This is a genomic window from Curtobacterium subtropicum (assembly GCF_030362975.1).
Classification (GTDB): domain Bacteria; phylum Actinomycetota; class Actinomycetes; order Actinomycetales; family Microbacteriaceae; genus Curtobacterium; species Curtobacterium subtropicum.
The window spans coordinates 265,855-291,363 of the sequence record NZ_JAUCMM010000001.1 but is presented as its reverse complement, the minus strand read 5'-3'; the positions used below and the strand labels follow the sequence as shown (position 1 = coordinate 291,363).

The 25,509-nt window shown below is 72.3% G+C and carries 21 protein-coding genes and 1 tRNA gene; 14 read left to right on the top strand and 8 right to left on the bottom strand.

Annotated elements, in window-relative coordinates; genetic code table 11:
- Positions 1-153: 153 nt before the first annotated feature.
- The 4 genes from QUG98_RS01335 to QUG98_RS01320 all read left to right on the top strand — a co-directional run bounded on the left by QUG98_RS01335 (position 154) and on the right by QUG98_RS01320 (position 4,349).
- Complete coding sequence (locus QUG98_RS01335) at positions 154-1,197, top strand: glycosyltransferase family 2 protein (protein WP_289468846.1); 1,044 nt, start codon at positions 154-156, stop codon at positions 1,195-1,197.
- A gap of 9 nt (positions 1,198-1,206) precedes the next feature.
- Positions 1,207-2,025, top strand: a complete 819-nt coding sequence (locus tag QUG98_RS01330) for a CDP-alcohol phosphatidyltransferase family protein (protein WP_289468845.1) — start codon at positions 1,207-1,209, stop codon at positions 2,023-2,025.
- The gene (locus tag QUG98_RS01325) at positions 2,022-2,975 is read left to right on the top strand and encodes a glycosyltransferase family 2 protein (protein ID WP_289468844.1); all 954 of its coding nucleotides are present in this window, start codon (positions 2,022-2,024) and stop codon (positions 2,973-2,975) included. The genes QUG98_RS01330 and QUG98_RS01325 overlap by 4 nt, the downstream gene beginning before the upstream one ends.
- Positions 2,976-3,116: 141 nt before the next feature.
- The gene (locus QUG98_RS01320) at positions 3,117-4,349 is read left to right on the top strand and encodes a CDP-glycerol glycerophosphotransferase family protein (RefSeq protein ID WP_289468843.1); all 1,233 of its coding nucleotides are present in this window, start codon (positions 3,117-3,119) and stop codon (positions 4,347-4,349) included.
- 14 nt (positions 4,350-4,363) lie between these two features.
- On the opposite strand, the gene QUG98_RS01315 is transcribed toward QUG98_RS01320, so the two are convergent.
- The 4 genes from QUG98_RS01315 to QUG98_RS01300 form a co-directional block, all read right to left on the bottom strand.
- On the bottom strand, positions 4,364-4,675 hold the full coding sequence (locus tag QUG98_RS01315; protein WP_289468842.1) for a hypothetical protein: 312 nt from the start codon (positions 4,673-4,675) through the stop codon (positions 4,364-4,366).
- A gap of 107 nt (positions 4,676-4,782) precedes the next feature.
- Positions 4,783-5,553 (bottom strand): ABC transporter ATP-binding protein, encoded by a 771-nt coding sequence (locus QUG98_RS01310; protein ID WP_202596876.1) that lies wholly within the window; start codon positions 5,551-5,553, stop codon positions 4,783-4,785.
- Positions 5,553-6,377, bottom strand: coding sequence for an ABC transporter permease (locus QUG98_RS01305; protein WP_289468841.1), 825 nt, complete (start codon positions 6,375-6,377; stop codon positions 5,553-5,555). Before QUG98_RS01305 ends, QUG98_RS01310 begins: the two co-directional genes overlap by 1 nt.
- Positions 6,378-6,421: 44 nt before the next feature.
- Entirely contained in the window at positions 6,422-7,117 is a 696-nt protein-coding gene (locus QUG98_RS01300) for a phosphocholine cytidylyltransferase family protein (RefSeq protein ID WP_058728890.1), read from the bottom strand.
- Between the two features lie 335 nt (positions 7,118-7,452).
- Here QUG98_RS01300 and QUG98_RS01295 point away from each other — a divergent pair, with 335 nt between their 5' ends.
- The 3 genes from QUG98_RS01295 (at position 7,453) to QUG98_RS01285 (ending at position 10,777) form a co-directional block, all read left to right on the top strand.
- On the top strand, positions 7,453-8,778 hold the full coding sequence (locus QUG98_RS01295; protein WP_289468840.1) for an ABC transporter ATP-binding protein: 1,326 nt from the start codon (positions 7,453-7,455) through the stop codon (positions 8,776-8,778).
- Positions 8,754-10,325, top strand: coding sequence for an ABC transporter permease (locus tag QUG98_RS01290; protein WP_289468839.1), 1,572 nt, complete (start codon positions 8,754-8,756; stop codon positions 10,323-10,325). The genes QUG98_RS01295 and QUG98_RS01290 overlap by 25 nt, the downstream gene beginning before the upstream one ends.
- Before the next feature lie 191 nt (positions 10,326-10,516).
- On the top strand, positions 10,517-10,777 hold the full coding sequence (locus QUG98_RS01285; protein WP_144710794.1) for a DUF3039 domain-containing protein: 261 nt from the start codon (positions 10,517-10,519) through the stop codon (positions 10,775-10,777).
- 4 nt (positions 10,778-10,781) lie between these two features.
- On the opposite strand, the gene QUG98_RS01280 is transcribed toward QUG98_RS01285, so the two are convergent.
- Positions 10,782-12,032, bottom strand: coding sequence for a nicotinate phosphoribosyltransferase (locus tag QUG98_RS01280; RefSeq protein WP_434533409.1), 1,251 nt, complete (start codon positions 12,030-12,032; stop codon positions 10,782-10,784).
- Between the two features lie 815 nt (positions 12,033-12,847).
- On the opposite strand from QUG98_RS01280, the gene murI reads away from it, so the two are divergent.
- From murI to rdgB, 3 genes are read left to right on the top strand one after another with little or no spacing between them, the layout of a single operon-like run.
- Positions 12,848-13,693, top strand: a complete 846-nt coding sequence (gene murI / locus QUG98_RS01275; RefSeq protein ID WP_289468837.1) for a glutamate racemase — start codon at positions 12,848-12,850, stop codon at positions 13,691-13,693.
- A complete protein-coding gene (gene rph, locus QUG98_RS01270; protein WP_289468836.1) occupies positions 13,690-14,421 on the top strand; it encodes a ribonuclease PH in 732 nt (243 codons plus the stop codon). Before murI ends, rph begins: the two co-directional genes overlap by 4 nt.
- Positions 14,418-15,011: an RdgB/HAM1 family non-canonical purine NTP pyrophosphatase gene (rdgB, locus tag QUG98_RS01265; protein ID WP_289468835.1), complete on the top strand. Its 594-nt coding sequence runs from the start codon at positions 14,418-14,420 to the stop codon at positions 15,009-15,011. Before rph ends, rdgB begins: the two co-directional genes overlap by 4 nt.
- 133 nt (positions 15,012-15,144) lie before the next feature.
- Here rdgB and QUG98_RS01260 read toward each other — a convergent pair whose 3' ends face one another.
- From QUG98_RS01260 to QUG98_RS01250, 3 genes are all read right to left on the bottom strand, one after another.
- Positions 15,145-15,870, bottom strand: coding sequence for a DedA family protein (locus tag QUG98_RS01260; RefSeq protein ID WP_289468834.1), 726 nt, complete (start codon positions 15,868-15,870; stop codon positions 15,145-15,147).
- Between the two features lie 188 nt (positions 15,871-16,058).
- Positions 16,059-16,139: transfer RNA gene (locus tag QUG98_RS01255), tRNA-Leu, on the bottom strand.
- Between the two features lie 90 nt (positions 16,140-16,229).
- Entirely contained in the window at positions 16,230-17,594 is a 1,365-nt protein-coding gene (locus tag QUG98_RS01250; protein WP_289468833.1) for an MFS transporter, read from the bottom strand.
- A 53-nt stretch (positions 17,595-17,647) separates the two neighbouring features.
- On the opposite strand from QUG98_RS01250, the gene mnmA reads away from it, so the two are divergent.
- The 4 genes from mnmA (at position 17,648) to QUG98_RS01230 (ending at position 25,398) form a co-directional block, all read left to right on the top strand.
- The gene (gene mnmA, locus QUG98_RS01245; RefSeq protein ID WP_289468832.1) at positions 17,648-18,754 is read left to right on the top strand and encodes a tRNA 2-thiouridine(34) synthase MnmA; all 1,107 of its coding nucleotides are present in this window, start codon (positions 17,648-17,650) and stop codon (positions 18,752-18,754) included.
- A 119-nt stretch (positions 18,755-18,873) separates the two neighbouring features.
- Entirely contained in the window at positions 18,874-21,228 is a 2,355-nt protein-coding gene (gene ligA, locus QUG98_RS01240; RefSeq protein WP_289468831.1) for an NAD-dependent DNA ligase LigA, read from the top strand.
- Between the two features lie 202 nt (positions 21,229-21,430).
- Positions 21,431-22,810 (top strand): alpha/beta hydrolase, encoded by a 1,380-nt coding sequence (locus QUG98_RS01235; RefSeq protein ID WP_289468830.1) that lies wholly within the window; start codon positions 21,431-21,433, stop codon positions 22,808-22,810.
- A gap of 170 nt (positions 22,811-22,980) precedes the next feature.
- Entirely contained in the window at positions 22,981-25,398 is a 2,418-nt protein-coding gene (locus tag QUG98_RS01230; RefSeq protein WP_289468829.1) for a transglycosylase domain-containing protein, read from the top strand.
- The last annotated feature ends 111 nt before the right edge of the window (positions 25,399-25,509 follow it).

The window sequence follows — 25,509 nt, the reverse complement described above, 5'->3', positions numbered from 1 at the left end:
CGTCGTGTGGTGCTCGTCCGCCGACGGGCGCGTCCGGCCGCACGGCCGTGACGCAGGTGAGCGCTCCTGCCGCTTGATAGGCTCATGGCTGCTCTCCGGGGCGGTGCCGGTCCGCGGTGCGCTCCGCGCACCAGCCACGACCCCGAGGACCGCATGCAGACAGACGGACAGCCCCTGCCGGGGGTCTCGTACGTGATGCCGGTGCTCAACGAGGTCACCGAGGTGCGTGCCGCGGTCGGGAGCCTGCTCGACCAGGACTACGAGGGGCCGTTCGAGGTCATCCTCGCGCTCGGTCCGTCGATCGACGGGACGAACGAACTCGTCGCCGAGATGAGCGCCGCCGATCCGCGGGTGCGGGCGATCGAGAACCCCGTCGGGTCCACGCCCGCCGGGCTGAACGTCGCCATCCGCGCGTCGGTGCACCCGATCGTGATCCGGGTCGACGCCCACTCCGTCCTGCCGTCCGACTACACGCGGATCGCCGTGCGGGTGCTGCTCGAGTCCGGCGCGGACAACGTCGGCGGGATCATGCACGCCGAGGGACGGACACCGTTCGAGCGTGCCGTCGCGCACGCCTACGGCAGCCGGGTCGGTCTCGGTGGGACACCGCACCACGTCGGCGGCAAGGCCGGACCGGCCGAGACGGCGTACCTCGGGGTGTTCCGACGCGACCGGCTCTTCGAGGTCGGGCTCTTCGACGAGGGCATCAAGCGCGGCCAGGACTGGGAGCTGAACCGCCGGCTGCGCCAGACCGGCGGCACGGTGTGGTTCACCCCGGAGCTCGTCGTCACCTACCGCCCGCGTCCGAGCCTGCGCCGACTCGTCCGGCAGTTCGTCGCGACGGGACTGTGGCGCGGTGAGCTCGCGCGCCGGTTCCCCGCGAACAACGGCGTGCGGTACTTCGTCCCGCCGGCGATGGTCGTGGCGATGGCGCTCGGGATCTTCGCGGGCATCGTCGGGATCGTCGGCGCCGCACTCGGCTCCCCGGTTGCCTGGGCCTGCCTCGGCTTCGTCGTCCCCGCGGTCTACCTGCTCTTCGTCGTGCTCGGTGCCGTCGCCGTGGCGCGGCGCTCCGGGCTCTCCACCATGCTGTGGCTGATCGTGGTGCTGCCGTGCATCCACGTCGGCTGGGGCATCGGCTTCATCATCGGGTTCCTGACCCGGACCTCCGAGCTGACCACGCACACGGGACGGTGACCTGACCCCTTGACCGACGACACCACCGGCCGCGGCGCGACCCGACCGACCTCCATCGCGGAGCTCCGCGCGGTCGCCCAACCCGACGAGGTCCGCTCGCGCGCGAACGCCGAGCACTGGACCGCATCGCTCTACCTGCGCGACGTCTCGCCGTACCTGACCTGGCTGCTGCTGAAGACCCGCGTGTCGGCGAACCAGGTGACCGGCCTGATGATCCTGGTCGGGTGGAGCGTCGCCGCTGCGCTGCTGATCCCCGGCATCTGGGGTGCGCTGCTCGCACTCGTGCTCGGCCAACTGCAGATGCTCGTGGACTGCTGTGACGGTGAGGTGGCCCGCTGGCGCGGCACCCGGTCGCCGGCCGGGGTGTTCCTCGACAAGGTCGGGCACTACACCACCGAGGGGCTCATCCCGATCGCGCTCGGGGTCCGTGCGGCGACCTGGCCGATCCACGGTGGGGACTGGATGTGGACGACGATCGGCTGTGCGCTCGGCCTCGTGATCGTGCTCAACAAGGCGCTCAACGACATGGTCCACGTCGCCCGGGCGAACGCGGGCCTCGAGAAGCTCGTCGACCGTCGCGACGCGGGCACCGCGCCCTCCGGTCGACGCCTGGCGACCCTCCGCCGTGCCGCGCGCTTCCTGCCCTTCCACCGCCTGTACCACTCGGTCGAGCTCACGATCCTGGCGTTCGTCCTCGCCCTGCTCGGGCTCGTGATCGGTGACCCGCTGGCGGACCGGATCCTGGTCGGGGTGCTGCTGCCGCTCGCGGTCCTGGCCACGGCCGGTCACTTCGTCGCCATCATGTCGTCGAAGCGGGTGCGCGCATGACCGGACCGGCCTCCGACGTGCCGCAGGGCCAGCACTCGGCCGTGACCCCGGGCACCGCTCGACGGAACGCTTCGCCGCGCCGGGTGCGACCGCGCATCGCCGTGGTGAGCCTGTCCCAGGGCACCCGGCCGGACGACCTCCGCCGCGGCCTGGACAGCGTGCTCGCGCAGCAGGACGTCGAGCTCGACGTGGTGTGCGTCGGCAACGGCTGGGCACCGACCGGGCTGCCGGAGGGCGTCCGTGCACTCGCCCTGCCGGAGAACGTCGGGATCCCCGCCGGACGGAACGCCGGGGCCGAGGTCGTCGACGGCGACCACGTGTTCTTCCTCGACGACGACGCGTCGATCCCGTCGCCGACCTTCCTGCGTGACGCCGTGGCGCTCCTCGACGGCGACCCGTCGCTCGGCCTCGTGCAGCCGCGGGTCGTCGACCCGAGCGGCTCTGCGAACCCCCGCCGTTGGGTACCGCGGATCCGCAAGGGCGACGCGACGGACTCGTCGCCGGTGTTCTCGGTGTGGGAGGGCGCCGTGCTCCTGCCGATGGACGTCTACCGTGCCGTCGGCGGCTGGGGAGCGCCGTACTTCTACGCGCACGAGGGCATCGAGCTCGCGTGGCGCGTGTGGGACGCCGGTCGACGTGCGTGGTACGCCGGCGACCTGGTCGCGCACCACCCGGCGATCGATCCCGCCCGGCATGCCGAGTACATCCGCCTGAACGCGCGCAACCGTGTGTTCCTGGCGCGGCGCAACCTGCCGGCACCACTGCGACCGCTCTACGTCGGATCGTGGGCCGCGATCCAGGTCGCCCGCTGGTGGCGGCATCCGGTGCGTCTGCGGACCTGGTTCGCCGGCGTCGGCGAGGGCTGGACGGCGGACTGCGGTCCGACCCGGCCCATGGGGTGGCTGACGATCGCCCGGATGACGCTCGCCGGTCGCCCACCCGTCGTCTGATCCCGCCGCGACGTTCGACACGGGGCTCCGCAGCCCCGTCGGTGTCGCAGCGCTTGGTGTCGCAGCGGTCGAGGTCGTCCCCGCCGCCGACCGTGCCACCGAGGAGCCCGCACAGCAACCGCCCGTAGCCTGAGGACCACCATGCCGATCACCAAGGACGTCCGGACCGCCATCCGTCTCGCCCGCCGCCTCCTGCGTTCGCGGCAGAACCGACGGGAGCTCGACCGTCGCCTGCCCGGTGCTCCGCAGCTGCCGCCCCGGTCGGTCGAGCTCGCGGTCTACTTCGCCGACGGCCCGGTGAACATGTACCAGATCCGCCAGTGGTACGCGCCCCTGGCGGAACTCGCCCGCGAGCACCCGGTCGCCATCGTCTCGCGCAGCCCCGGCACGATGACGACGCTGCTCGACGAGTCGCCCGTCCCCGCGGTGTACGCCCGTCAGGTCGTCGACCTCGAGCGCTTCGTCGAGGAGCAGGCACCGAAGATCGTCCTGTACGTCAACCAGAACGCCCGCAACTTCCAGATGATGCGGTACGGGCGCATGTGGCACGTCTTCGTCAACCACGGCGAGAGCGACAAGATGTACATGACGACCAACCAGTTCAAGGCGTACGACTACGCCCTCATCGCGGGTGACGCGGCACGGGACCGCCTGCGTGCAGCGCTCTGGGACTACGACGTCGACGGCCGCACGATCGCCATCGGCCGTCCGCAGGCCGACCACTTCGCCGGTGCGGTGCCGTACCCGCAGGACGACCGCACCGTGGTGCTCTACGCACCGACGTGGGAGGGTGACCGCGCCGCCGCCGCGTACGGGTCGATCGCGTCGCACGGGGTCGTCCTCGCCGAGCACCTGCTCGCGACGGGTCGGCACCGGTTGGTGTACCGCCCGCACCCCCGGAGCGGCGTGCTCGACCAGGACTACCGGTCGGCGCACGAGCGCATCGTCGCCGCCATCGCCGCCGCGAACGCCGCCGACCCGTCGGCCCACCACGTGTACGACGACGGGCCGCAGCTCGGGTGGCAGCTCGCGGACGCCGACGTCGCGGTCACCGACATCAGCGCGATGATCTACGACCGGCTGGCCGTCGGCAAGCCCCTGATCGTGGCGCGTCCGGCAGCGCCCGACGCGGACGTGGACGAGCGCGGGTACCTCGGCGACGCGGACTGGCTGCTCGCCGAGGACGCCGCGGACATCGTCGCGCGGGTGGACGCCGCTGCGAACGACGCCGAGCAGCTCGCGAAGCTCCGGCACTGGGTCGAGCGGTACTTCGGTGACACCACGCCGGGTGTCGCGACGAGTCGGCTGCACGCCGCCGTGGACCGACTCGTGATGCGCTGGCACGAGGTCGCCGTGGAGCGCGGCGAGGCCTGACCCGGCGAGCGACGTCACGAGGCGAGCCCCACGAGGCGGTCGCCGACCAGGGACATGCGCCACAGGTACTCCGACCGGTCCGGGCGCCGCCACCGGACGACCACGATGCCGGTCTGCTCGGGATCGGCGCCGAACACCGCGATCGACAGGGACCGCCCCGGGTCGAGACGGTTCACCGCGAGCGGCGGGCAGTAGCCGCTGCCGAGGTGCGTCAAGGAGATCGCGTGCAGGGGCTCGGGGCCGGTGTTCACCAGGTCGTAGCGACGTGGTGCTCCGGAGCGGTCGACGGTGAACGGGACTGCGTAGGCCGTGGGTGGGTGGTGCATGCGGGTCACGGTAGGGGGAGGGGCCGACGTCGGGGGCCCGGGGGAGCCGTCCGGGACGACTGCTTGTGGAGGAGGGGACGGCGGGCCCCTGGTGTGGAGGAGGGGGCTCAGGCCCCGTGGTCCGCCTCGTACCGCGCGAGCGCTGCCTCGATCGTGTCGTCGAGCTGCAGCCGCCCCTTGTCGAGGTAGAGCCCTCGGTCGCAGAACCGGCGCAGGTCCTTGTCGCTGTGCGAGACGAAGAACAGCGTCCGGCCACCGGCCAGCAGTTCCTCGATGCGCTTGTAGCACTTCTCGCGGAAGCTCTTGTCGCCCACCGCCAGCACCTCGTCGACCAGGATGACGGGTTCGTCCAACCGGGAGATCACGGCGAAGGCGATGCGCACCTTCATGCCGCTCGACAGGTGCTTGTAGGGGGTGTCGACGAAGTCCCCGATCTCGGCGAAGTCGATGATCTCGTCGAACGCGTCGCGGATCTCCGACCGGGACATCCCGTGCAGGCCGGCCGTCAGGTACACGTTGTCACGGACCGTGAGGTCACCGACGAAGCCGCCGGTGATCTCGATGAGCGGCGCGACCCCGGCGTCCACGCGGACGCGACCCTCGTCCGGCAGCATGACCTGCGCGACGAGCTTCAGCAGGGTGGACTTGCCCTGGCCGTTGCGCCCGACGACGCCGATCGCCTCGCCCGGGCGCACGTCGAAGGACACGTTGCGGAGCGCCCAGAACTCGTCTGCGCGCTTCCGCCGGTTGCTGCCGGCGAACAGGTCCTTGAAGCTCCGGCTCGCCCGGCGGTTGCGCTTGAAGCGGATGCCGGCGTCCCGGACCGAGATCACGGGGGCCACGGTCGTCGACGGCGCGGTGGAGTCGGTGGCGGTCATCACAGCTCCTTCAGGACACGGTGCTCGCTCCGGCGGAACACGACCAGTCCGACCCCGAGCACCACGGCGGTGACGAGGACCGACACGCCGACCTCTCTCCAGTCGAGCTGACCGGGGAAGAACGCGGAGCGGTAGATGCCGAAGATGCCGCTGAGCGGGTTCAGCGCGGCGATGTCGTGCAGCCGCTCCGGGAGCGCCTGCGTGCCGTAGATGATCGGCGATGCGTAGAAGAGGAAGCGCAGCACGAGCTTCACGGCGCGTTCCAGGTCACGGAAGAACACCACCAGCGGGGCGACGATCAGGCCGAGTCCGTAGACCAGCGCCGCCTGCAGCACGATGGCCAGGGGGTAGAGCGCGAGTTCCCAGTGCAGGTGCGCACCGGTGGCGATCGCGAACACCGCGAGCACCGGCAGGCTCAGCAGGAACTCGATGCCCTTCGACGCGTTCACCCGGGCGACCCAGATGCTCCGTGGGATCGTCGTCGACCGGATCAGCTTCGCTTCCTTGGTGAAGGCCCGCGTGGAGTCCGACACGGCGCCGGTGAACCACATCCACGGCAGCAGCGCCGACAGCAGGAAGACGATGTACGGTTCCTCACCGACCGACCCACGGTGGAACACCTGGGTGAAGACGAACCAGTAGATCGCCGACATCACCAGCGGGTCGAGGATCGACCACAGGTACCCGAGCGCGGACGTCGAGTACCGGACACGGAGGTCGCGCACGGTCAGCAGCCAGAGCGCCTGACGGTAGCGCCGACCGGCGCTCCGCGGCGCCGTCGATGCGGTCGTCGCGGGCGCGGTCGGCGCACTCGCTGTGGTCACGGCTTCCCTCCGGGCGGATCCGCCGAGGGGGTCCTGACGGTGGTTCAGGCGAACAGGTCGTTCGCGCGCTCGAGGTCCTCGGCGAAGTCGATCTCGACCGCGTACAGGTCGGAGATGTCGATCGGCGACCAGCGTAGCCCGTCCTCGGCGATGGCAGCCTCGATGCCGCCCTCGAAGTACTCCTGGTCGTCGACGCGGCCGAGCTGGCGGATGAGCGCCTGCTTGTCACGCGAGGAGACGTAGTTGATGCCGACGGCCTCGCCGAGCCCACCCACGACCCGCTTCGAGAGCTCCTTGATGCAGCCCTGGGCGTCGACGGTGTACTTGACCTCTTCGTCGGACACCTTCTCGGTGTTGACGCTGACGAAGGAGCGGTCCTGGTCCATCATGTCGGCGGCGCGGACGAGGGCACGCGGGTCGAAGACGACGTCACCGTTCATCCAGAGGACACCGCTCTTGCCGGTGGCCTTGAGCGCGCGCAGCAGGCTCTTCGACGTGTTCGTGGAGTCGTACGACTCGTTGTAGACGAAGTTCGCCTCGGGGAACGCCTCGACGATGTACTCCGACTTGTAGCCGACGACGATCGTGACGCGCGCGCTCGAGCCGAACGCCGCCCGGATGTTGTCGAACTGCTGCTGCATGATGGTGCGGCCGTCGCTGAGTTCGGTGAGCGGCTTCGGCAGGCTGCGGCCGAGCCGGCTGCCCATCCCCGCTGCGAGGATGACGATCTGCGTGGTCATGCTGGTCCCTTCTGGTGTCCGCCCGCGCGCCGCGTGGGGCACGGGCGGGCCTCGTCGAGTGTGCTCGCACCGGTTCGGAGTTCGCCGTGAGCGTGCGCATCCTGCACCTTCGCGAGGGGGACGAGCGGCCACGGCGGAGCCCGTCCGAGCAGGTTTCCATGTGGTGAACACTCCGTCGTGCCCTGGTGAATGATACGGAACGAGTCCGCTCCGGGGTACACCCGTGCGCGCTTCGTGGTCAATTCGTGACCCTGTGACCGGTTCGGTACCGGAGCCCGGGCGGACGCGCCGACGGTCGGGGTCGGCGGCGTCCGGCGCGTTGGTACGGTGGGGCGGTGGCTGCAGCTGATGACGACGACGTGTACGCGACGTCCGACGCCGCCTGGCTGGCCGAGGCGGACGAACCGCCCGGTGACGCGGCCGACGACGACACGGGGGACGGGGATGCGCACGACGCCTCCGATGATGACCAGATGACCGACGACGCGAGCACGACCGCCGTCGCGGTCGACCAGGGCGAGCGCTCCGACGGTCCGGCTGGGGCGACGAGCGCGGACGTGAACGCCGCGACGAGCGCGGACGTGAACGCCGCGGCGACGACCGCTCCGACGGACCGCACGCCCCGCAAGAACAAGGGCAAGGGTCGCGCCACCCGTCCCGGAGGCCCCGGGACGCCCGCGTCGGCGGCTCCGGCAACGCCCGGCGGCGCCGTCTCGGCAGGAGCCACCGGCGGTGCCACCCCCGGCGGTCCGACCGTGGCCGCCGACGACCGGGGGCCGACCACCACCCCGGACACGAGCACGACGTCCGCCGGGAAGACCCCGACGACGAAGAAGAAGCGCACCCCCGGTCGCCAGCCGACCGCCACCGCTGCCGCGACGCAGACCGCGCAGGCGCAGCAGCCCGTCGTGCTCCGCGCGAGCGGCCTGGTCAAGCGGTACGGACAGACCCTCGCCGCCGACGAGGTCGACCTCGAGATCCGCCAGGGCTCGATCTTCGGGGTCGTCGGCCCCAACGGCGCCGGCAAGACCACCACGCTCTCGATGGTGACCGGTCTCCTCCGTCCCGACGCGGGCACCGTGACCGTCCTCGACCACGACGTCTGGTCGGACCCGACCGCGGCGAAGCGTGCCCTCGGCGTACTGCCCGACCGCCTCCGGCTCTTCGACCGGCTCACCGGCGCGCAGCTGCTGCACTACTCGGCCACCCTCCGCGGGCTCGACGGCGCGACCGCCCGGAAGCGCAGTGCCGACCTGGCCGACGCGTTCGGTCTGGGCGAGGCGCTCGGACGCCAGGTCGCCGACTACTCCGTCGGCATGGCGAAGAAGATCGCGCTCGCCGCGACCCTGATCCACTCGCCGCGCGTGCTCGTGCTCGACGAGCCCTTCGAGTCGGTCGACCCGGTGAGCGCGGCGACCATCACGGACATCCTGCGGCGCTACACGCGCGGCGGCGGGACCGTGGTGCTCTCCAGCCACTCCATGGAGCTCGTCCAGCGCACCTGCGACTCGGTCGCGATCATCGTCGGCGGCAAGGTCCTGGCCTCGGGCACCATGGCGCAGGTCCGCGGGCGCAAGAGCCTCGAGGACAAGTTCGTCGAACTCGCGGGCGGCCGCGTCGTGGCAGAGAGCATGGAATGGTTGCACAGCTTCTCCGACTGAGGGTCGACCTGCTCGCGGGCGAGGTCCGCGGGGGAGCCCGACGATCGGTCCTCGTCGTGCTGGCGTCCCTGCTCGGCCTGGTCGCCGCGGTCGTGGTCGCCGGGGAGCTCCTCGCGCTCCGGTCGGCGCCCGCCGAGGTCGCCCGCTCCGTCGCGGTCCCCGTCGGCACCTTCGTCTCCCTCGCGCTCACCCTCGTCCCGCTCGTCGTGGGCCGGACCGACCAGTTCGATCCGCGACGGTTCGCCGTGTACGGCATCGACCGTCGTCGGCTCGCCGTCGGGCTCGGGGTCGCCGGGCTCGTCGGGATCCCGGTGCTCGCGGTCGCGATCGTCGCGGTCGGTCAGGTCGGTGCCTGGTCGCGCACCGGGGGCACCGCGGTGCTCGCCGTCGTCGCCGCACTGCTCGGCACCCTGACCTGCGCCCTGCTGCTCCGCGTCGGCAGCGCCGTCGGTGCGACCTTCGTCGGTCCGCACCGGTCGCGCGACGCCGGCTGGCTCGCCGCCCTGGTCATCGTCGTCCTCGGGCTCCCGGTGGCGTCGCTGCTGCTCCGCAGCGACTGGCTCGACCCGGCCAGCGCCGAGCTGCAGCGGGTCGCCGACATCGCCGGGTGGACGCCGTGGGGTGCTGCCTGGGCGGTCCCGGCGGACGTCGCCAGCGGCCGCGTCGGTGAGGGGGTCCTGAAGCTCCTGGTCGCCCTGGTCACCGTCGCACTGCTCGCACTGGCGTGGTGGGCGCTCGTCGGTCGGGCGCTCGAGGCAGCCGACGGCCGTACCGGTTCCCGGCGCTACCGCGGGCTGGGCTGGTTCGCCGGGCTCGGTTCCACCCCGGTGGGCGCGGTCGCCGCCCGCGCACTGACCTACTGGGGCCGCGACCCGCGGTACCGGATGTCCTACCTCGTCATCCTGTTCGTGCCGATCGTCGTGCTCCCGCTCGGGGTCGCCGGCGTGCCGTGGCACTGGACCGCGCTCGTCCCGCTGCCGCTCATGGCGCTCATCGCCGGGTTCCTGCCGCACAACGACGTCTCCTACGACAACACCGCGGTCTGGTTGCACGTCGCGTCGGGCGCTCCCGGGTGGAGCGACCGACTCGGCCGTCTCGTGCCGTTGCTCGTCGTGGGACTGCCGCTCGTGGTGGCCGGTGCCGCCGTCTCCGCCACGCTCTTCGGCGACCCCGTCGCCTTCCCGGTGCTGACCGGCATCGCGGTCGGCGCCCTGCTGGCCGGTCTCGGACTGTCGAGCATCGTCTCCGTCCTGCTGCCGTACCCGACGGTCCGCCCGGGCGACCACCCGTTCCAGCAGCCGCAGGCCGCCGGCACGACGGCTGCGGTCGCGCAGACGACGATGATCGTCGGCATCCTGGCATCGCTCGTACCCGCGGTGTGGCTCGCGGTCCTCGCCGCCGTCGACGGTCCGAAGCCCTGGGCGACCGCGACGCTCGTCGTCGGCGTCGCCGTGGGCGTCGTCGTGCTCGTGGTCGGCGTGGCCGTCGGCGGTCGGCTCTTCGACCGGCGCGGTCCGGACCTGCTCGCTGCGGCGCAGCGCAACTGACCGCCCGCCGGACGGGAGGCACGTGGCCGGGCGGTCGAATCGGCTCCGGTCCGGATGCGTCGTCGGACGGGAGGCGCGTGGCGCGACCGCCCCGCGCCTCCCGTCCGCGCGCGGTGCGGGTGGCCGTGTGGCGGGGCCGCCCGTGCCTGCCGTCCGTCGCGGCCTCGGCCGCATCGTCGTACCCTGGACGCATGAGCATGACGGAACCCGGCGGCGGCCTCGACGTGATGGACCGCGAGCTCGAGAAGCTCCTCGAGGAAGAGGCGATCGAGCCCGGCGACCACGAGCGGTTCTCGCACTACGTGAAGAAGGACAAGATCCTGCAGTCCGCGCTGTCCGGCAAGCCGGTCAAGGCGCTGTGCGGCAAGAAGTGGGTGCCCGGGCGCGACCCGGAGAAGTTCCCGGTGTGCCCGGACTGCAAGGCCATCTACGAGAAGATGCAGGCCGAGTAGGCCGCTAGATCACCAGGGTCGGGATCGCCGGGTCGCCGCGTCCGATGCGGGACGCGTCCACCGGGAGCTCCGCCTTGGCGCGCTTGTGGTGCGCCCGAGCCGCCTCGACGCCGGCGACCCCGAGGAACGTCGGGTCGACCTCACCGTGCGTCACGACCGGCACGAGGAGCGCGCGCTCGTCGGGGCCGACACGTCCGGAGGTCAGGACGACCTCGGCGGTGGCGATGCCGTTGCGGAGGCGTCGACCGGCCTCCTTGCGGCCGCCGGTCGACACCTTGTCCGCGGACTTCTTGGCGACGGGGACCCACTCGTCACCCGCCGGGGTCTGGTGCGCGACGAGCTTGAACACCATGCCCGCCGCCGGGTGGCCCGAGCCGGAGACGACGCTCGTGCCGACGCCGTACGAATCGACCGGTGCGGCGCGCAGGGCGGCGATCGTGTACTCGTCGAGGTCGTTCGTCACGGTGATCTTCGTGGCGGGTGCTCCGAGCCGGTCGAGCTGTGCCCGGACCGCGGCGACGACGCTCGGGAGGTCGCCGCTGTCGATGCGGACCGCGCCGAGTCGGCCGTTCGTCAGTCGCACGGCGGTCTCCACCGCCGCCTCGATGTCGTACGTGTCGACGAGCAGCGTGGTGCCGTCGCCGAGGGCATCGAGCTGGGAGCGGAACGCGGCTTCCTCGGAGTCGTGCAGGAGCGTGAACGCGTGCGCGGCGGTGCCCATCGTCGGGATGCCCCAGGTGCGGCCGGCCTCGAGGTTGCTCGTCGCGCCGAAGCCCGCGATGTACGCGGCTCGGGCGGCGGCGACCGCGTTCCACTCACCGGTGCGGCGCGAGCCCATCTCGGCGAGCGGTCGACCGTCGGCGGCGGACACCATGCGGGCGGCGGCACCGGCGATCGCGGAGTCGGCGTTGAAGATGCTCAGCGCGAGGGTCTCGAGGACGACCGACTCGGCGAAGGTGCCCTCGACCTGGAGCACGGGGGAGTTCGGGAAGAACACCTCGCCCTCGCGGTAGGCGCGGACGTCGCCCGTGAAGCGGTAGTCGGCGAGCCAGCGGGCCGTGCCCTCGTCGATGACGCCGCGGTCGCGGAGGAAGCCGATCTCCTCGTCGCCGAACCGGAACTCCGTCAACGCGGTGAGGAAGCGCCCCAGGCCCGCGGCGACGCCGTAGCGACGGCCGTCGGGCAGGCGGCGGGCGAACACCTCGAACACGCAGCGTCGATCGGCGGTGCCGTCCTTGAGGGCGGCATCCACCATGGTGAGTTCGTACTGGTCCGTGAGGAGCGCGCTGGTCACGCCTCCGACACTAGTGAGGTCCGGGTGCGGACGGGCGGAGCGGGCGGGTGGAGTGGGAGCGGCTCGACGGCGGCGCGCGGTGCCGTGTGCGTCGTGCGGGGGGGGGGGGGGCTCCCGGCGGGTCGCGAACGGGCGGAAGACGTGCGCCTCGACGGTGCATGCTGCGCATCCGGCCCGCTCGCGGAGCAGGTGACCGTCCGGACGACTGCCGCGCGGGGCGGACGCGGGGAGTGCCTCCAGGCTGGTCGTGAGCGGATGGAACCGGATTCCTTCCGCTGCTCGTCCCGCGTGTTCCGCCCGCTCAGCGCGTCGCGCTCGTCTGCGCGCGCGCGGCGGCCCGACCGGGAGGCACGGTGCCGGACTGCCACGCGCCTCCCGCAGCCGCGTGGTCGGGCCGACGAGCGGGCGGAACCGACACGACGGTCGTCGCGAGCGCGCGGCTTCCGCCCGTTCGCGGAGCGGCGGCGGCCCGAACGGGCGGACTCGGTGGGTGTGGCCGCGGCGGGGCCGCAGGTTCCGCCCGCTCGCGGGAGCGCGGGAGCGCGGGAGCGCGGGAGCGCGGGAGCGCGGGAGCGCGGGAGCGCGGGAGCGCGGGAGCGCGGGAGCGCGGGAGCGCGGGCGCGAGCGGGCGGAAGCGGTGGGGTGTCCGGTGCGTCGGTGCAGGTTCCGCCCGCTCGCGCGTCGGGGAGCCCGCGCGCGACGCCGCGGAGCTCGGGGTGCGTAGGCGCGGAGCGGAGCGGGCGGGCGGAGCGGGAGCGGCTCGGTACGCTGGTGGGGTGACGGATGCACCGATCGGAGTCTTCGACAGCGGGGTCGGTGGGCTGACGGTCGCGCGGGCCATCATCGACCAGCTGCCGCGCGAGAGCATCCGGTACGTTGGGGACACCGTGCACTCGCCCTACGGTCCGAAGCCGATCGCCGACGTCCGGCGGTACGCGCTCGAGGTGATGGACGACCTCGTCGACCAGGGTGTGAAGGCGCTCGTCATCGCGTGCAACACCGCGTCCTCCGCCGTGCTCCGCGACGCCCGCGAACGCTACGAGCAGGCGTACGGCATCCCGGTCGTCGAGGTGATCCAGCCGGCCGCCCGCGCCGCCGTCAAGCAGACCCGCACCGGGCGCATCGGGGTGATCGGCACCGTGGGGACCATCGCCTCGCGGGCGTACGAGGACGCCTTCGCCGTGGCCGCCGACGTCACCCTGGCCCTCGCCGCGTGCCCGCGCTTCGTCGAGTTCGTCGAGGCGGGGGACACCTCGTCGTCGGCACTCCGCGAGGTCGCCGCCCAGTACCTCGCTCCGATCCGCGCGGCCGACGTCGACACGCTCGTGCTCGGGTGCACCCACTACCCGCTGATGTCCGCGGCGATCCAGTACGTGATGGGACCGGACGTCACGCTCGTGTCGAGCGCCGAGGAGACCGCGAACGACGTCTACCGCCGACTCGTCGAGCACGGGCTCGAACGGACCACCCCGGAGCCGCCGACCTACGCGTTCGAGGCCACCGGCGACGACAAGAACGGCTTCATCCGGCTCGCCCGGCGCTTCCTCGGTCCCGAGGTCTCGAGCGTCGGACACCTCCAGACCGGGGCGATCACACTGCCCCGAACCGAAAGGACCCCATGAGCACCCGCATCGACGGCCGCAGCGCCTCCGACCACCGTCCGGTCAGCATCGAGCGGGGGTGGAGCACGCAGGCCGAGGGCAGCGCGCTCATCTCGTTCGGCAACACGAAGGTGCTGTGCACGGCGTCCTTCACGAACGGCGTCCCGCGCTGGATGGCCGGCAAGGGCACCGGTTGGGTGACCGCCGAGTACTCGATGCTGCCGCGGTCGACGAACGAGCGCATGCAGCGCGAGTCGATCAAGGGCAAGGTCGGCGGACGCACCCACGAGATCTCCCGGCTGATCGGCCGCTCCCTGCGCGCCGTCGTCGACATGAAGGGCCTCGGCGAGAACACCCTCGTCCTCGACTGCGACGTGCTGCAGGCCGACGGCGGGACCCGCACCGCGTCGATCACCGGCGCCTACGTGGCGATGGCCGACGCGATCGAGTGGGGCCGCGACAAGGGCTTCATCGCGAAGAAGGCCACGCCGCTCACCGACAGCGTGCAGGCCATCTCGGTCGGCATCGTCAAGGGGGAGCCGATGCTCGACCTCGCCTACACCGAGGACTCGGCGGCGGACACCGACATGAACATCGTCACGACCGGCTCGGGCAAGTTCATCGAGGTGCAGGGCACCGCGGAGCACGCCCCGTTCGACCGGGACGAACTGGACACGCTGCTCGACCTCGGTCTCGCGGGCAACCGGTCGCTCGCAGCGATCCAGCGCGACGTGCTGGGCCTGGCGTGACCGGGCACACCGTCGTCCTGGCGACGCACAACCAGGGCAAGGTCGTCGAGCTGCAGGGGATCCTCGGCGAGGCGCTCGGACAGGGCGTCGAGCTCGTCGGGTACGACGGCCCGGAGCCCGTCGAGGACGGCGACACCTACGCGGCGAACGCGCTCATCAAGGCGCGCGCGGCCGTCGTGCACACGGGGCTGCCGGCGCTCGCCGACGACTCCGGGATCGCGGTCGACGCCCTCGGTGGCGCGCCCGGCATCCACTCCGCCCGGTACGCCGGCACCCGCGTGGACGCGGACAACATCGCGCTGCTCCTGACGAACCTCGACGGGGTCGTCGAGCGGACCGCCGCCTTCGTCTGCGCGGCGGCCTTCGTCACGCCGGACGGCACCGAGCACGTGTTCGAGGCGGTCTGGAACGGTGAGGTCCTGACGGAGCCGGTGGGGGACGGCGGCCACGGGTACGACCCGGTGTTCCAGCCCGACGACGCCGACCGCTCCGCGGCGCAGCTCACCCGCGACGAGAAGAACGCGCTGTCGCACCGGTCGAAGGCGTTCCGGGGGATCGCGCCGATCGTGCGGGAGTACTTCGGCGTCTGACGACCGCAGGGGTCGGACGACCGCAGTGGGCTGGCGACGGCACGCGGACGACCGCAGGGGTCGGACGACGCCACAACGGGAAGCACCCCGTGCCACGGAACTCCGTGGCACGGGGTGCTTCCCGTCGTGCTGCCTACTGCTCGGTGGGCCAGGCGGCGCCGTCGGCCGGACGCTGCGCCGCTGCCTGCTCGGCCTCGGCGGCGTGCTTCGCCTTGCGAGCGGTCCGCCAGTAGTGCAGCCCCGCGGGCACGACCGTGACGAGCACCGCGAGGATGAGGATCACGTCGATGTAGTTCCGCACGATGTAGGCGATCGGCGGGATGTACCCGAGGAAGAACCCGAGGAAGGTCACGCCGACGCCCCAGACGACCGCGCCGATCGCGTTGTAGAGCGAGTACTTCTTGTAGTTCATCCGCCCGACACCGGCCGCGATCGGCAGGAAGGTGCGGACGACGGGGACGAACCGCGCGAGGATGACCGCGAGCGGGCCGAAGCGGTGGAAGAACGCGTTCGTCCGGTCGACGTTCTCCTTCGAGAACAGTCCGCTCTCCTTGCGCTCGAAGATCGGGGGGCCGGCCTTCTTGCCGATGTAGTACCCGAGCTCACCGCCCAGGAACGCCGCGGCGCCGATCATCAGCGCGGCCACCCAGATCGGGATCCCTCCGATCTGGCCCCCGCGGTCGAAGGCGAACAGGCCGGTGATGACGAGCAGGCTGTCGCCGGGGAAGATGAAGCCGATCAGCAGGCCGGTCTCGGCGAAGACGATGGCGCAGACCACGAGCACGGCGATGGCCCCGAAGTGGTCGAGGATGTACTGCGGGTCGAGCCACGGGATCAGGGCGAGTGCGACGGAGTGCATGGTTCTTCCGGTCGTGGACGGGCGGAGTCACGGGGGACTCCCGCGTGACGAGGGTACCGCCCGGGGCGCGTCGGCCCATCCCCCTGCGGTGTGACTTCCCCCAGCATTCGGGGACGACCCTGCGTCGGGGACGACCGTGCGTCGGGTTGGACCGTGCATCGGGGACGACCCTGCGTCGGGGGCGACCGTGCGGAAGGAGGGACTCGAACCCTCACGCCTGGGGCACAGGAACCTAAATCCTGCGTGTCTACCGATTCCACCACTCCCGCGAGCAGCGGCAGTCTACCGAGCGCGACGTGCGGGGCGGGCGTGAGCCGCGCCTCCCGGCCGTACCGACGGGACCGACGGGACCGACGGCGTCAGCGCAACCGACGGGGCAGGTACCGCGGCACGTACCGCAGCAGCACCCCCGCACCGACCAGCCCGAGCACGCCCATCACCCCGCTCGCCAACGCGAGCGACGCGACCGCGGTGACCCCGGAGATCAGCAGCGGCGCCGCCGCGGACCCGAAGTCGCCGGTGAAGCGCCAGGCGCCGAGGAACGGCGCCGGGTTCCCGCGGGGCGCGAGGTCCGCGCCGAGCGTCATGAGGATGCCGCTGCCGACCCCGTTCGCGAGCGACATGCCGATCGCGATGGCGACGAACCAGCCGACCCGGGCGTCGAGGTGCCCGCTCCAGGCGAGCAGGAAGTAGGACACCGCCAGACCGAGCATGCACGGCAGGGCACTCGCGAGGCGGCCCCAGCGGTCCATGATCTGCCCGCTCGTGTAGAAGAGCGCGAAGTCGACGGCGCCGGCGATGCCGATCACGAGCGCCGCCGAGGCGTCGTCGAGGCCGACGCTGACCGCCCAGAGCGGCAGGATCACCTGGCGTCCGGCGCGGAGTGCGCCGATGAGCGCCGCGCCGCTGCCGAGCCGGGCGAGGACGGCCCGGTTCTCGCGGATGGTGCGGAAGAGGCCGTGTGCCTCGCGCTCGACGAACTGCGCCCCGGTGTCGGTCGGCGGCTCGTCGGGGTGCGGTGCGGGGGCGGTGCGCGAGTCGGTCGCGTGTGTGCCGTCGGTCGCGTCCGGTGCGGCCGTCGTGTCGGTCGCGTTCGGTGCGTCCGGTCTGGAGGCCCGGCTCGGCAACCGCAGACCGCGCGCGCCCGTCGCGGGGTCGCGCAGGACGAGGAGCACCACCGCAGCCGCCAGGCAGCAGACCACGTGGATCCAGAAGGCGCTCTGCGTCGTGCCGGTCAGGTGGACCACGCCGGCGGAGACGAACGGGCCGACGAAGTAGCCGAAGCGGAACACCCCGCCCAGGCTCGACAGCGCGCGCGCCCGGATCCGCAGGGGGATCGCAGTCGTCATGTACGCGTGCCGGGCGAGCGCGAAGACGGCAGTCGAGACACCGACCAGGAACACCCCGACCGCGAGCACCCAGGCGTTCGGCGACACGACGCAGACGAGCAGGCCGACGACCGACACCACCGCGGCGCCGATCATCGCGTTGCGCTCGCCGATCCGTCCGACCACGACGCCGGAGGGCACGTCGCCGATGAGCTCGCCGACCAGGATGAGCGCCGCGACGAAGCCCGCGAACGCCAGGCTCGCACCGAGGGAGTCCGCGGCGATCGGGATGATCGGGATGATCGCCCCCTCGCCGATCGCGAAGAGCGCCGCGGGCAGGAAGCCGGAGAGCAGGACGCCGCGGCGGTCGAAGGCGTCGTTCGTGGTGCTGGTCATCGTCGAGCAACGGTACGCCTGAGCCGGTCGGGGGATGCGCTTACCCTGGATGCATGCGTGTACTTGCGGCGATGAGCGGTGGGGTCGACTCGGCGGTGGCCTCGGCGCGGGCCGTGGACGCCGGGCACGACGTGGTCGGCGTGCACCTGGCCCTGAGCCGGATGCCCGGCACGCTGCGGACCGGTAGCCGCGGCTGCTGCACGATCGAGGACTCGATGGACGCGCAGCGGGCGGCCTCGGCGCTCGGGATCCCGTACTACGTGTGGGACTTCTCGGCGCGGTTCAAGGAGGACGTCGTCGACGACTTCGTCGCGGAGTACCAGGCCGGTCGGACCCCGAACCCGTGCATGCGGTGCAACGAGCGGATCAAGTTCGCGGCGCTGCTCGAGAAGGCGCTCGCCCTCGGGTTCGACGCCGTCTGCACGGGGCACTACGCCTCGATCGTGACCGGGGCCGACGGTGCACGTGAGCTGCACCGGTCGGCGGCGTGGGCGAAGGACCAGTCGTACGTGCTCGGCGTGCTGACGGCCGAGCAGCTCGAACACGCGATGTTCCCGCTCGGTGCGACCCCGTCGAAGGACGAGGTCCGGGCCGAGGCCGCGGCGCGCGGGCTCACGGTGGCGCAGAAGCCCGACTCGTACGACATCTGCTTCATCCCGGACGGGGACACCCGCGGGTGGCTGGCGGACCGCGTCGGTGCCGAGCCGGGATCGGTCGTGGAGCGCGACGGCACCGTCGTCGGCGAGCACGAGGGCGCGACCGGCTACACGGTCGGTCAGCGGCGCGGGCTGCACCTCGGACGCCCGGCACCGGACGGCAAGCCGCGCTTCGTGCTCGAGATCCGGCCGAAGGACAACACCGTGGTCGTCGGACCGAAGGAGGCCCTCGACGTCCGGTCGATGGCCGGGTCCCGCTTCACCTGGGCGGGTACGGCGCCGGTCGACCCGTCCGAGCCCTTCGCGTGCGACGTGCAGATCCGGGCACACGCCGACCCGGTGCCGGCGACGGCGCGGGTGGCCGACGGCGAGCTCGTGATCGACGTCGACGAGCCGCTGTCGGGGGTCGCTCCCGGCCAGACGGCGGTGGTCTACGTCGGCACCCGGGTGCTCGGGCAGTGCACCATCGACCGGACGGTGTCGGCGGTGCCCGCGGCCGTCTGAGTCGAGTGCGCGCGGGGCGTGCAGCTGGTGCCCGCTGCGCCCGGGGTGTTGCGTGCGCTGGGTCGTGGGCCGTGCAGTCCGCTGCGCCCGGGGTCGGCGGTGCACGGTAGAACTGAGGCATGAGCGACACGACCCCCGACTCGGCCGACTCGACGTTCGAGACGCTGGCCCCGGCCGACCTCGACGCCGCGCAGGCCCAGCGGGAGGTCGACCGCCTCCGGATGCGCGTCAACGAGCTGCGCGACCAGTACTACGAGGGCAACGGCTCCACGGTGTCCGACGGTGACTACGACGCGCTCGTCCGCCGTCTCGACGCGATCGAGCAGCGCTTCCCGGACCTGCTCACCGCGGACAGCCCGACGCAGACCGTCGGCGGCCAGGCCCAGACCGTGCAGTTCGCGCCGGTCGAGCACGCCGAGCGGATGCTCAGCCTGGACAACGTCTTCAGCCCCGCGGAGCTGACCGAGTGGGCCGACAAGGTCCAGCGCGACGCCGGCTCCGAGCACGTGCGGTTCCTGACCGAGCTGAAGATCGACGGGCTCGCGATCAACCTGCGGTACGAGCACGGACGGCTCGTCTCGGCGGCGACCCGCGGTGACGGCGTCGTGGGCGAGGACGTCACCGGCAACGTGCGGACGATGGGGACCATCCCGGACCGCCTCTCCGGCGAGGGGCACCCCGCGATCGTCGAGGTCCGTGGCGAGATCTTCTTCCCGGTCGCGCAGTTCGACGAGCTGAACGCCCGGCAGCGCGAGGCGGGGGAGCGGGTGTTCGCGAACCCGCGGAACGCCGCCGCCGGGTCGCTCCGCCAGAAGGAGGAGGGCAAGTCCGAGGCGAAGCGCGCGCTCATGGTCGACCGCCTGCGACGCCTCCGCATGCTCGTGCACGGCATCGGCGCCTGGCCGGTCCGCGAGCTCGAGCGCGACACCGAGGTGCACGCGCAGTCCGAGGTGTACGAGCTCCTGCAGACCTGGGGCCTCCCGACGAGTTCGCACTACCGGGTCTTCGACACCGTGGACGAGGTGCTCGGGTTCGTCCGGTCCACGGGGGAGCGTCGCGCGTCGGTCGAGCACCAGATCGACGGCGTCGTGGTGAAGGTCGACGACCTCGCCCTGCACGAGGAGCTCGGGTCGACCTCGCGGGCACCGCGCTGGGCGATCGCGTACAAGTACCCGCCGGAAGAGGTCCACACGGAGCTCCTCGACATCGTCGTGAGCGTCGGCCGGACCGGTCGCGCGACGCCGTTCGCCGTGATGCAGCCAGCCGAGGTGGCAGGCTCCGTCGTGCGCCAGGCCACCCTGCACAACCAGGACGTCGTCAAGGCGAAGGGCGTCCTGATCGGCGACACCGTCGTGCTCCGGAAGGCCGGCGACGTGATCCCCGAGGTGCTCGGTCCGGTCGTCGAGCTGCGCGACGGAACCGAGCGCGAGTTCGTGATGCCCGCCGCGTGCCCCGAGTGCGGCACGCCCCTCGCCCCGGCGAAGGAGGGCGACAAGGACCTCCGCTGTCCGAACGCCCGGAGCTGCCCCGCGCAGGTCCGCGGTCGGGTCGAGCACATCGCCTCGCGCGGCTCGCTCGACATCGAGGGCCTGGGCGAGGTCGCCGCCGCGGCGCTGACCCAGCCGTTGCACCCGGAGCAGCCTCCGCTCGTCACCGAGGCCGGCCTGTTCGACCTCACGATGGAGGACATCGTCCCCATCGAGGTGATCGTGCGGGACGCCGAGACGGGCATGGAGAAGTCCGACGACGACGGCACTCCGAAGCGCGTCACGCCGTTCAGCCGCGCCCGCAAGAAGACCGACCCGCCGTTCGACCCCGACGCGCGCGGCGCCGAGTACACCGGGGAGCCGAGCCGCTACCCGTCGAAGAACGCGTTCGAGATGCTCGCGAACATCGAGGCCGCGAAGACGAAGCCCCTCTGGCGCATCATGGTCGGGCTGAGCATCCGCCACGTCGGGCCGGTCGCCGCCCGGGCGCTCGCGAACCACTTCGGGTCGCTCGACCGGATCCGGAACGCCTCGCGCGAGGAGCTCGCGGCCGTCGACGGCGTGGGCGGGATCATCGCCGACGCACTGCTCGACTGGTTCGCCGTCGACTGGCACCGCGAGATCATCGACCGCTGGACCGCGGCCGGCGTGCAGTTCACCACACCGGACCACCCGGGTCCCGGTGCCGCCGTCGAAGGGGGAGTCCTCAGCGGGGTCACGGTCGTGGCGACCGGCTCGCTCGAGGGCTACACCCGCGAGGGGGCGCAGGAGGCGATCATCGCCGCCGGCGGCAAGGCCGCGTCGAGCGTCAGCAAGAAGACGGACTTCGTCGCAGCGGGGCCCGGTGCGGGGTCGAAGCTCACCAAGGCCGAGCAGCTCGGGGTGCGGATCATCGACGCCGAGCAGTTCCGTCTGCTCGTGACCGAGGGGCCCGGGGCACTGGGAACGGACGAGACGGCCGGAGCGGAGTCGTCGGACGCGGACTGAGCGCGCGGGCGAGCAGCACGGCGGGCCGCGGCTCGCCGTGAGCGACGCGCCGCCGACCGCAGGTGAGCAGCCGCAGGACGCACCCAGTTCGAGGGACAAGTTGCAGGACGCATCCCCTCGCGAGCACATTCTCCTTACACTCGAAAGGGCATCAATCGTCGCCTGAGGGGGTCGACGACACGGCCTTCCCGGGGAGACCTGATTGCTGCTCATCGCCGCGGCCCTGCTACTCACCGCCTCGATGCACTCGATGGGAGTGGTCGAGGCCCCCGCCGTGCCCGGTCCGGAACCACAGGGCGCGCACACGGCCGCGCGGGTCGTCCTGCGCGAGGTCCCGTCGGCTCCGGTCGGCGCCGACACCGCCGACCTCGATCCGCTGGCAGCGGCGCGGGGCGCAGCGTTCCTCGACGCGCTCGGCACGTCCGGCCCGGACGAGCTGGTGCGCGCCGACTCCGACGAGCGGGTGCTCGCGACCGCCCAGGACCGACCACCGACGGCCGTCTCGGTCGCACGGTGGTGGGAAGCGCTGGGTGTCGCGGCGCAGGAGCGTCTGGTCACGTTCGCGCCGGCGGTCGTGGGCAACCTGGACGGGGTGCCGTACGACGTCCGTGACCGAGCCAACCGGAGCACCCTCGACGACGAGCTGACCGACGGCGCGGGTCGGACCGCCGCCCGCACCGCGCTGCTCGAGCAGGTCCGGGACGCCCTGCGCCAGGAGCCCGGCGGGGGTCCCCGGCACCTGGTCGTCCTCGACACCCGGGGCAGCGGGCGCGCAGCGATCGCCGTCGGGGATCTGTCGAGCGCCCGGGACGTCACGGTGGTCGTCCCGGGGATGTTCTTCACCGTGAACGGGCAGATGCACGACTTCACGGACACCGCGAGCGACCTGTACGACGAGCAGACCGCGGTGTCGGCGCTCGCCGCGACGCGGACCGGTCGAGTCGCAGCGGACGCCTCGACGGAGGGGACGGCGGTGCTCGCGTGGATGGGCTACCGCACGCCGGACATGTCCAACATCCTGTCGCTCGGACTCGCGCGCACCGGGGCCGACCGGCTCGAACGCGTCGTCGACGGCCTCGACGCCGTCCGCGGTGCCGACCGACCCCGGTTGAACGTCGTCGCGCACTCCTACGGGTCGACGACGGCCCTGATGGCCCTGTCGTCCGGGCACATGCAGGCGGACTCCCTCACGGTGCTCGGCTCACCGGGCAGCGATGTGCAGTCCGCCGCGGACCTCGCGGTCCGGGCCGGTCAGGTCTACGTCGGCGACGCGCACAGCGACCCGATCGCCGGCTCGGGGTACTTCGGGACCGACCCGGGGTCCCCGGGGTTCGGGTCGACGCTCCTCGACCTGTCGGCGGACACGGTCGGGACGGACGCGGGCGTGTTCCGCCGACCCGTCGGCCACAACGACTACCTGAAGCCCGGCACCGCCTCGCTGCACGACGTCGCCCTCATCGGCATCGGGCGCGGAGACCTCGTCCGGCACCAGGCGCGACGCGGCCAGGGCGGCGACGGCGGTGGGCAGTCCCTACCCGACATGTACCTCCTGCGTCCTCAGGACCTGCACCCCCGCGACTGATCCGGCCGGGGTCCGGCGCGGACGGGTCCGGCACGGGTCGACCCAGCCGGCTCCGACACCGCGCTCGTCTCTGTCCTCGTCCTCGTCCCTGTGGACGTTCCTGAGCGCCGCCGCAGCCCCCGACCGTTCCACGGCAGAACGACCCCAGTCCCGCCCCGTACCGTGCCGCCATGCGTGCGATGCGGTGGACCGGTGCCCTCACGACCTTCGTCGCCATGTCCGGGCTCGCGGGTCTGCTGGTGGCGGTCGCGGTGACCCCTGCCGTCGCCGTCGCGGGCGAGGGCGCCTCCGGGGCGGTGTCGTTCTTCGAGGACCTGCCGAGCTACCTCGACATCCAGACCCCGCAGCAGGTCTCGTCGGTCTACGCGACGAAGGACGGGCAGCAGGTCAAGATCGCCTCGTTCTACGCGGAGAACCGCACCGACGTCGCGTCGAGCGCGATGGCCGACTCGCTCAAGCGCGCCGCGATCGACACCGAGGACCCCCGCTTCGAGGACGAGGGCGGCATCGACGTCCTCGGGACCGTCCGCGGCGTCGCGGCGACCGTCGTCGGCGGTGACGTGCAGGGCGGTTCGAGCATCACGCAGCAGTACGTGAAGAACGTCCTCGTGCAGCAGTGCGAGCAGCTCACCGGCGCGGACGCGGCCGCCACGAAGGCGAAGGTCGCGGCGTGCTACCAGGACGCCGCGGGGGTGACGCCGCAGCGCAAGCTGCAGGAGATGCGCTACGCGATCGCGGTCGACAAGAAGTACACGAAGGACCAGATCCTCACCGGCTACCTGAACCTCGTCGGGCTCGGCGGCCGCGTCTACGGCGCCGAGGCGGGGGCCGAGTACTACTTCGGCGTGCACGCGAAGGACCTGTCGCTCCCGCAGTCGGCGACCCTCGTCGCGATCCTGAACAACCCCGCCAACCTGCGCATCGACGAGCCGGACGACAAGGACAACGGCGCGGCGAACGGCTACGCCGCGACGAAGACCCGACGGGACTACGTCCTGCAGCGGATGTACGTGCACCACGACATCTCGAAGGCGCAGCTCGACCAGGCGAAGGCCACCCCGATCACCCCGCACGTCACCGACACCGCGAACGGGTGCTCCGCGGCGGCGAGTGCGTACGACGCCGGCTACTTCTGCGACTACGTCCGCAACCAGGTGCTGCAGGACCCGGCGTTCGGGAAGACCGCGGCGGAGCGCATCGAGACCCTCGACACGAAGGGCCTCGAGATCCACACGTCGCTCGACCTCGACCTGCAGGCCCAGGCGCAGTCCGCGCTGTCGTCCTACGTGCCGTCGACGATGGAGGGGGTGGACCTGGGCGGCACGAACGTCACCGTCGAGCCGGGGACGGGTCGGGTGCTCTCCATGGTGCAGAACACCACGTACACGCAGAGCGACAGCGCCGGTCCCGGTGCGACCGCGATCGACTACAACGCGGACACCGCGTACGGCAACTCCGGGGGGTTCCAGACCGGCTCCACCTACAAGGTGTTCACCCTGGCGGAGTGGCTGGCGTCGGGCCACACACTGTCCGAGTCGGTGCCGACGGGTGAGCACCTGTTCCCGCAGTCCGAGTTCACGAACTCGTGCGAGGCCCTCGGCGGGAAGCCGTGGTCCGTCGCGAACGCCGAGGCCGTCCCGGCGAGCATGAGCGTCCAGGCGGCGACCTCGGAGTCGATCAACACCGCGTTCGGCGCGATGGCGAAGCAGCTCGACCTCTGCAAGATCAAGGACCTCGCGCAGGCGATGGGCATCCACCAGGCGGACGGCTCGGCTCCGGCGTCGAACCCGGCGTCCGTGCTCGGCACCAACCCGCTGTCGCCGATCGACCTGGCCGAGGCCTACGCGGGTTTCGCGAACGGCGGCGTCGTGTGCACGCCGACCGTCATCGACTCGGTGCGCGAGGCCGACGGCACCACGATCACGCCGAGCCCCTCGAGCTGCACCCGGGGCGTCTCCGCCGAGGTCGCGGGAACGGTCGACTACGCGCTGCAGGGCGTCCTGACCGGGAACGGCACCGCGGCCTCGGCGAACCCGGGTGACGCCACCCCGAAGTTCGCCAAGACGGGCACGACCGACGCCGACACGCAGAACTGGCTCGTCACGTCGAGCACGAAGTACACGAACGCAACGTGGATCGGCAACGTCACCGGACTGGTCGGCCTGGCGGACGTCTCGTTCCCGCACGGCACCACCGGGTACAGCGCGAAGTTCGGCGTGGGTCGGTCGATGATGTCCTGGCTCGACCAGCGGTACGGCGGGGGAGCACTGCCCGAACCCGACCCGGCGATGATCGGCTCCGCGGCGCGGTCGGCAGACGGTTCGGCGTCGGACGCGGCGACCGGCGGGGACCAGTCGGCGCCGGGGGCGAGCGCCCAGGGGCAGCCGGGCCAGGGACAGCCGGCCCAGGGACAGGCAGCTCGGGGGTCTGCCGGCACGGGCACGACGGCGGGCACGCCCGCCCAGGGCGGCGGCGCCGGGTCCGGGTCGCAACCGGGCACGGGAACCGGCGCCACGTCGACCGGGACGGGGGGCGCCCAGGGGACGTCGACGGGCGGGACGACCCAGCAGCCGCCGTCGCACGGCTAGGTGACGACGGCCCCCACGTGACGGTCTGGAGGCCCGGTGCCGGTCCGCCCGACCGGCACCGGGCCTCCAGACCGGTTCTCCACAGCCCCGGTCACCGTGGCACTGCCGCCG

Coding starts and splice junctions, on each gene's coding strand:
- QUG98_RS01335 (WP_289468846.1), top strand. CDS start 154: ATGCAGACAGACGGACAGCCCCTGCCGGGGGTCTCGTACGTGATGCCG.
- QUG98_RS01325 (WP_289468844.1), top strand. CDS start 2,022: ATGACCGGACCGGCCTCCGACGTGCCGCAGGGCCAGCACTCGGCCGTG.
- QUG98_RS01320 (WP_289468843.1), top strand. CDS start 3,117: ATGCCGATCACCAAGGACGTCCGGACCGCCATCCGTCTCGCCCGCCGC.
- QUG98_RS01315 (WP_289468842.1), bottom strand. CDS start 4,675: ATGCACCACCCACCCACGGCCTACGCAGTCCCGTTCACCGTCGACCGC.
- QUG98_RS01310 (WP_202596876.1), bottom strand. CDS start 5,553: ATGACCGCCACCGACTCCACCGCGCCGTCGACGACCGTGGCCCCCGTG.
- QUG98_RS01300 (WP_058728890.1), bottom strand. CDS start 7,117: ATGACCACGCAGATCGTCATCCTCGCAGCGGGGATGGGCAGCCGGCTC.
- QUG98_RS01290 (WP_289468839.1), top strand. CDS start 8,754: ATGGTTGCACAGCTTCTCCGACTGAGGGTCGACCTGCTCGCGGGCGAG.
- QUG98_RS01285 (WP_144710794.1), top strand. CDS start 10,517: ATGAGCATGACGGAACCCGGCGGCGGCCTCGACGTGATGGACCGCGAG.
- QUG98_RS01280 (WP_434533409.1), bottom strand. CDS start 12,032: ATGGTGGATGCCGCCCTCAAGGACGGCACCGCCGATCGACGCTGCGTG.
- rph (WP_289468836.1), top strand. CDS start 13,690: ATGAGCACCCGCATCGACGGCCGCAGCGCCTCCGACCACCGTCCGGTC.
- QUG98_RS01260 (WP_289468834.1), bottom strand. CDS start 15,870: ATGCACTCCGTCGCACTCGCCCTGATCCCGTGGCTCGACCCGCAGTAC.
- QUG98_RS01250 (WP_289468833.1), bottom strand. CDS start 17,594: ATGACCAGCACCACGAACGACGCCTTCGACCGCCGCGGCGTCCTGCTC.
- mnmA (WP_289468832.1), top strand. CDS start 17,648: ATGCGTGTACTTGCGGCGATGAGCGGTGGGGTCGACTCGGCGGTGGCC.
- ligA (WP_289468831.1), top strand. CDS start 18,874: ATGAGCGACACGACCCCCGACTCGGCCGACTCGACGTTCGAGACGCTG.
- QUG98_RS01230 (WP_289468829.1), top strand. CDS start 22,981: ATGCGTGCGATGCGGTGGACCGGTGCCCTCACGACCTTCGTCGCCATG.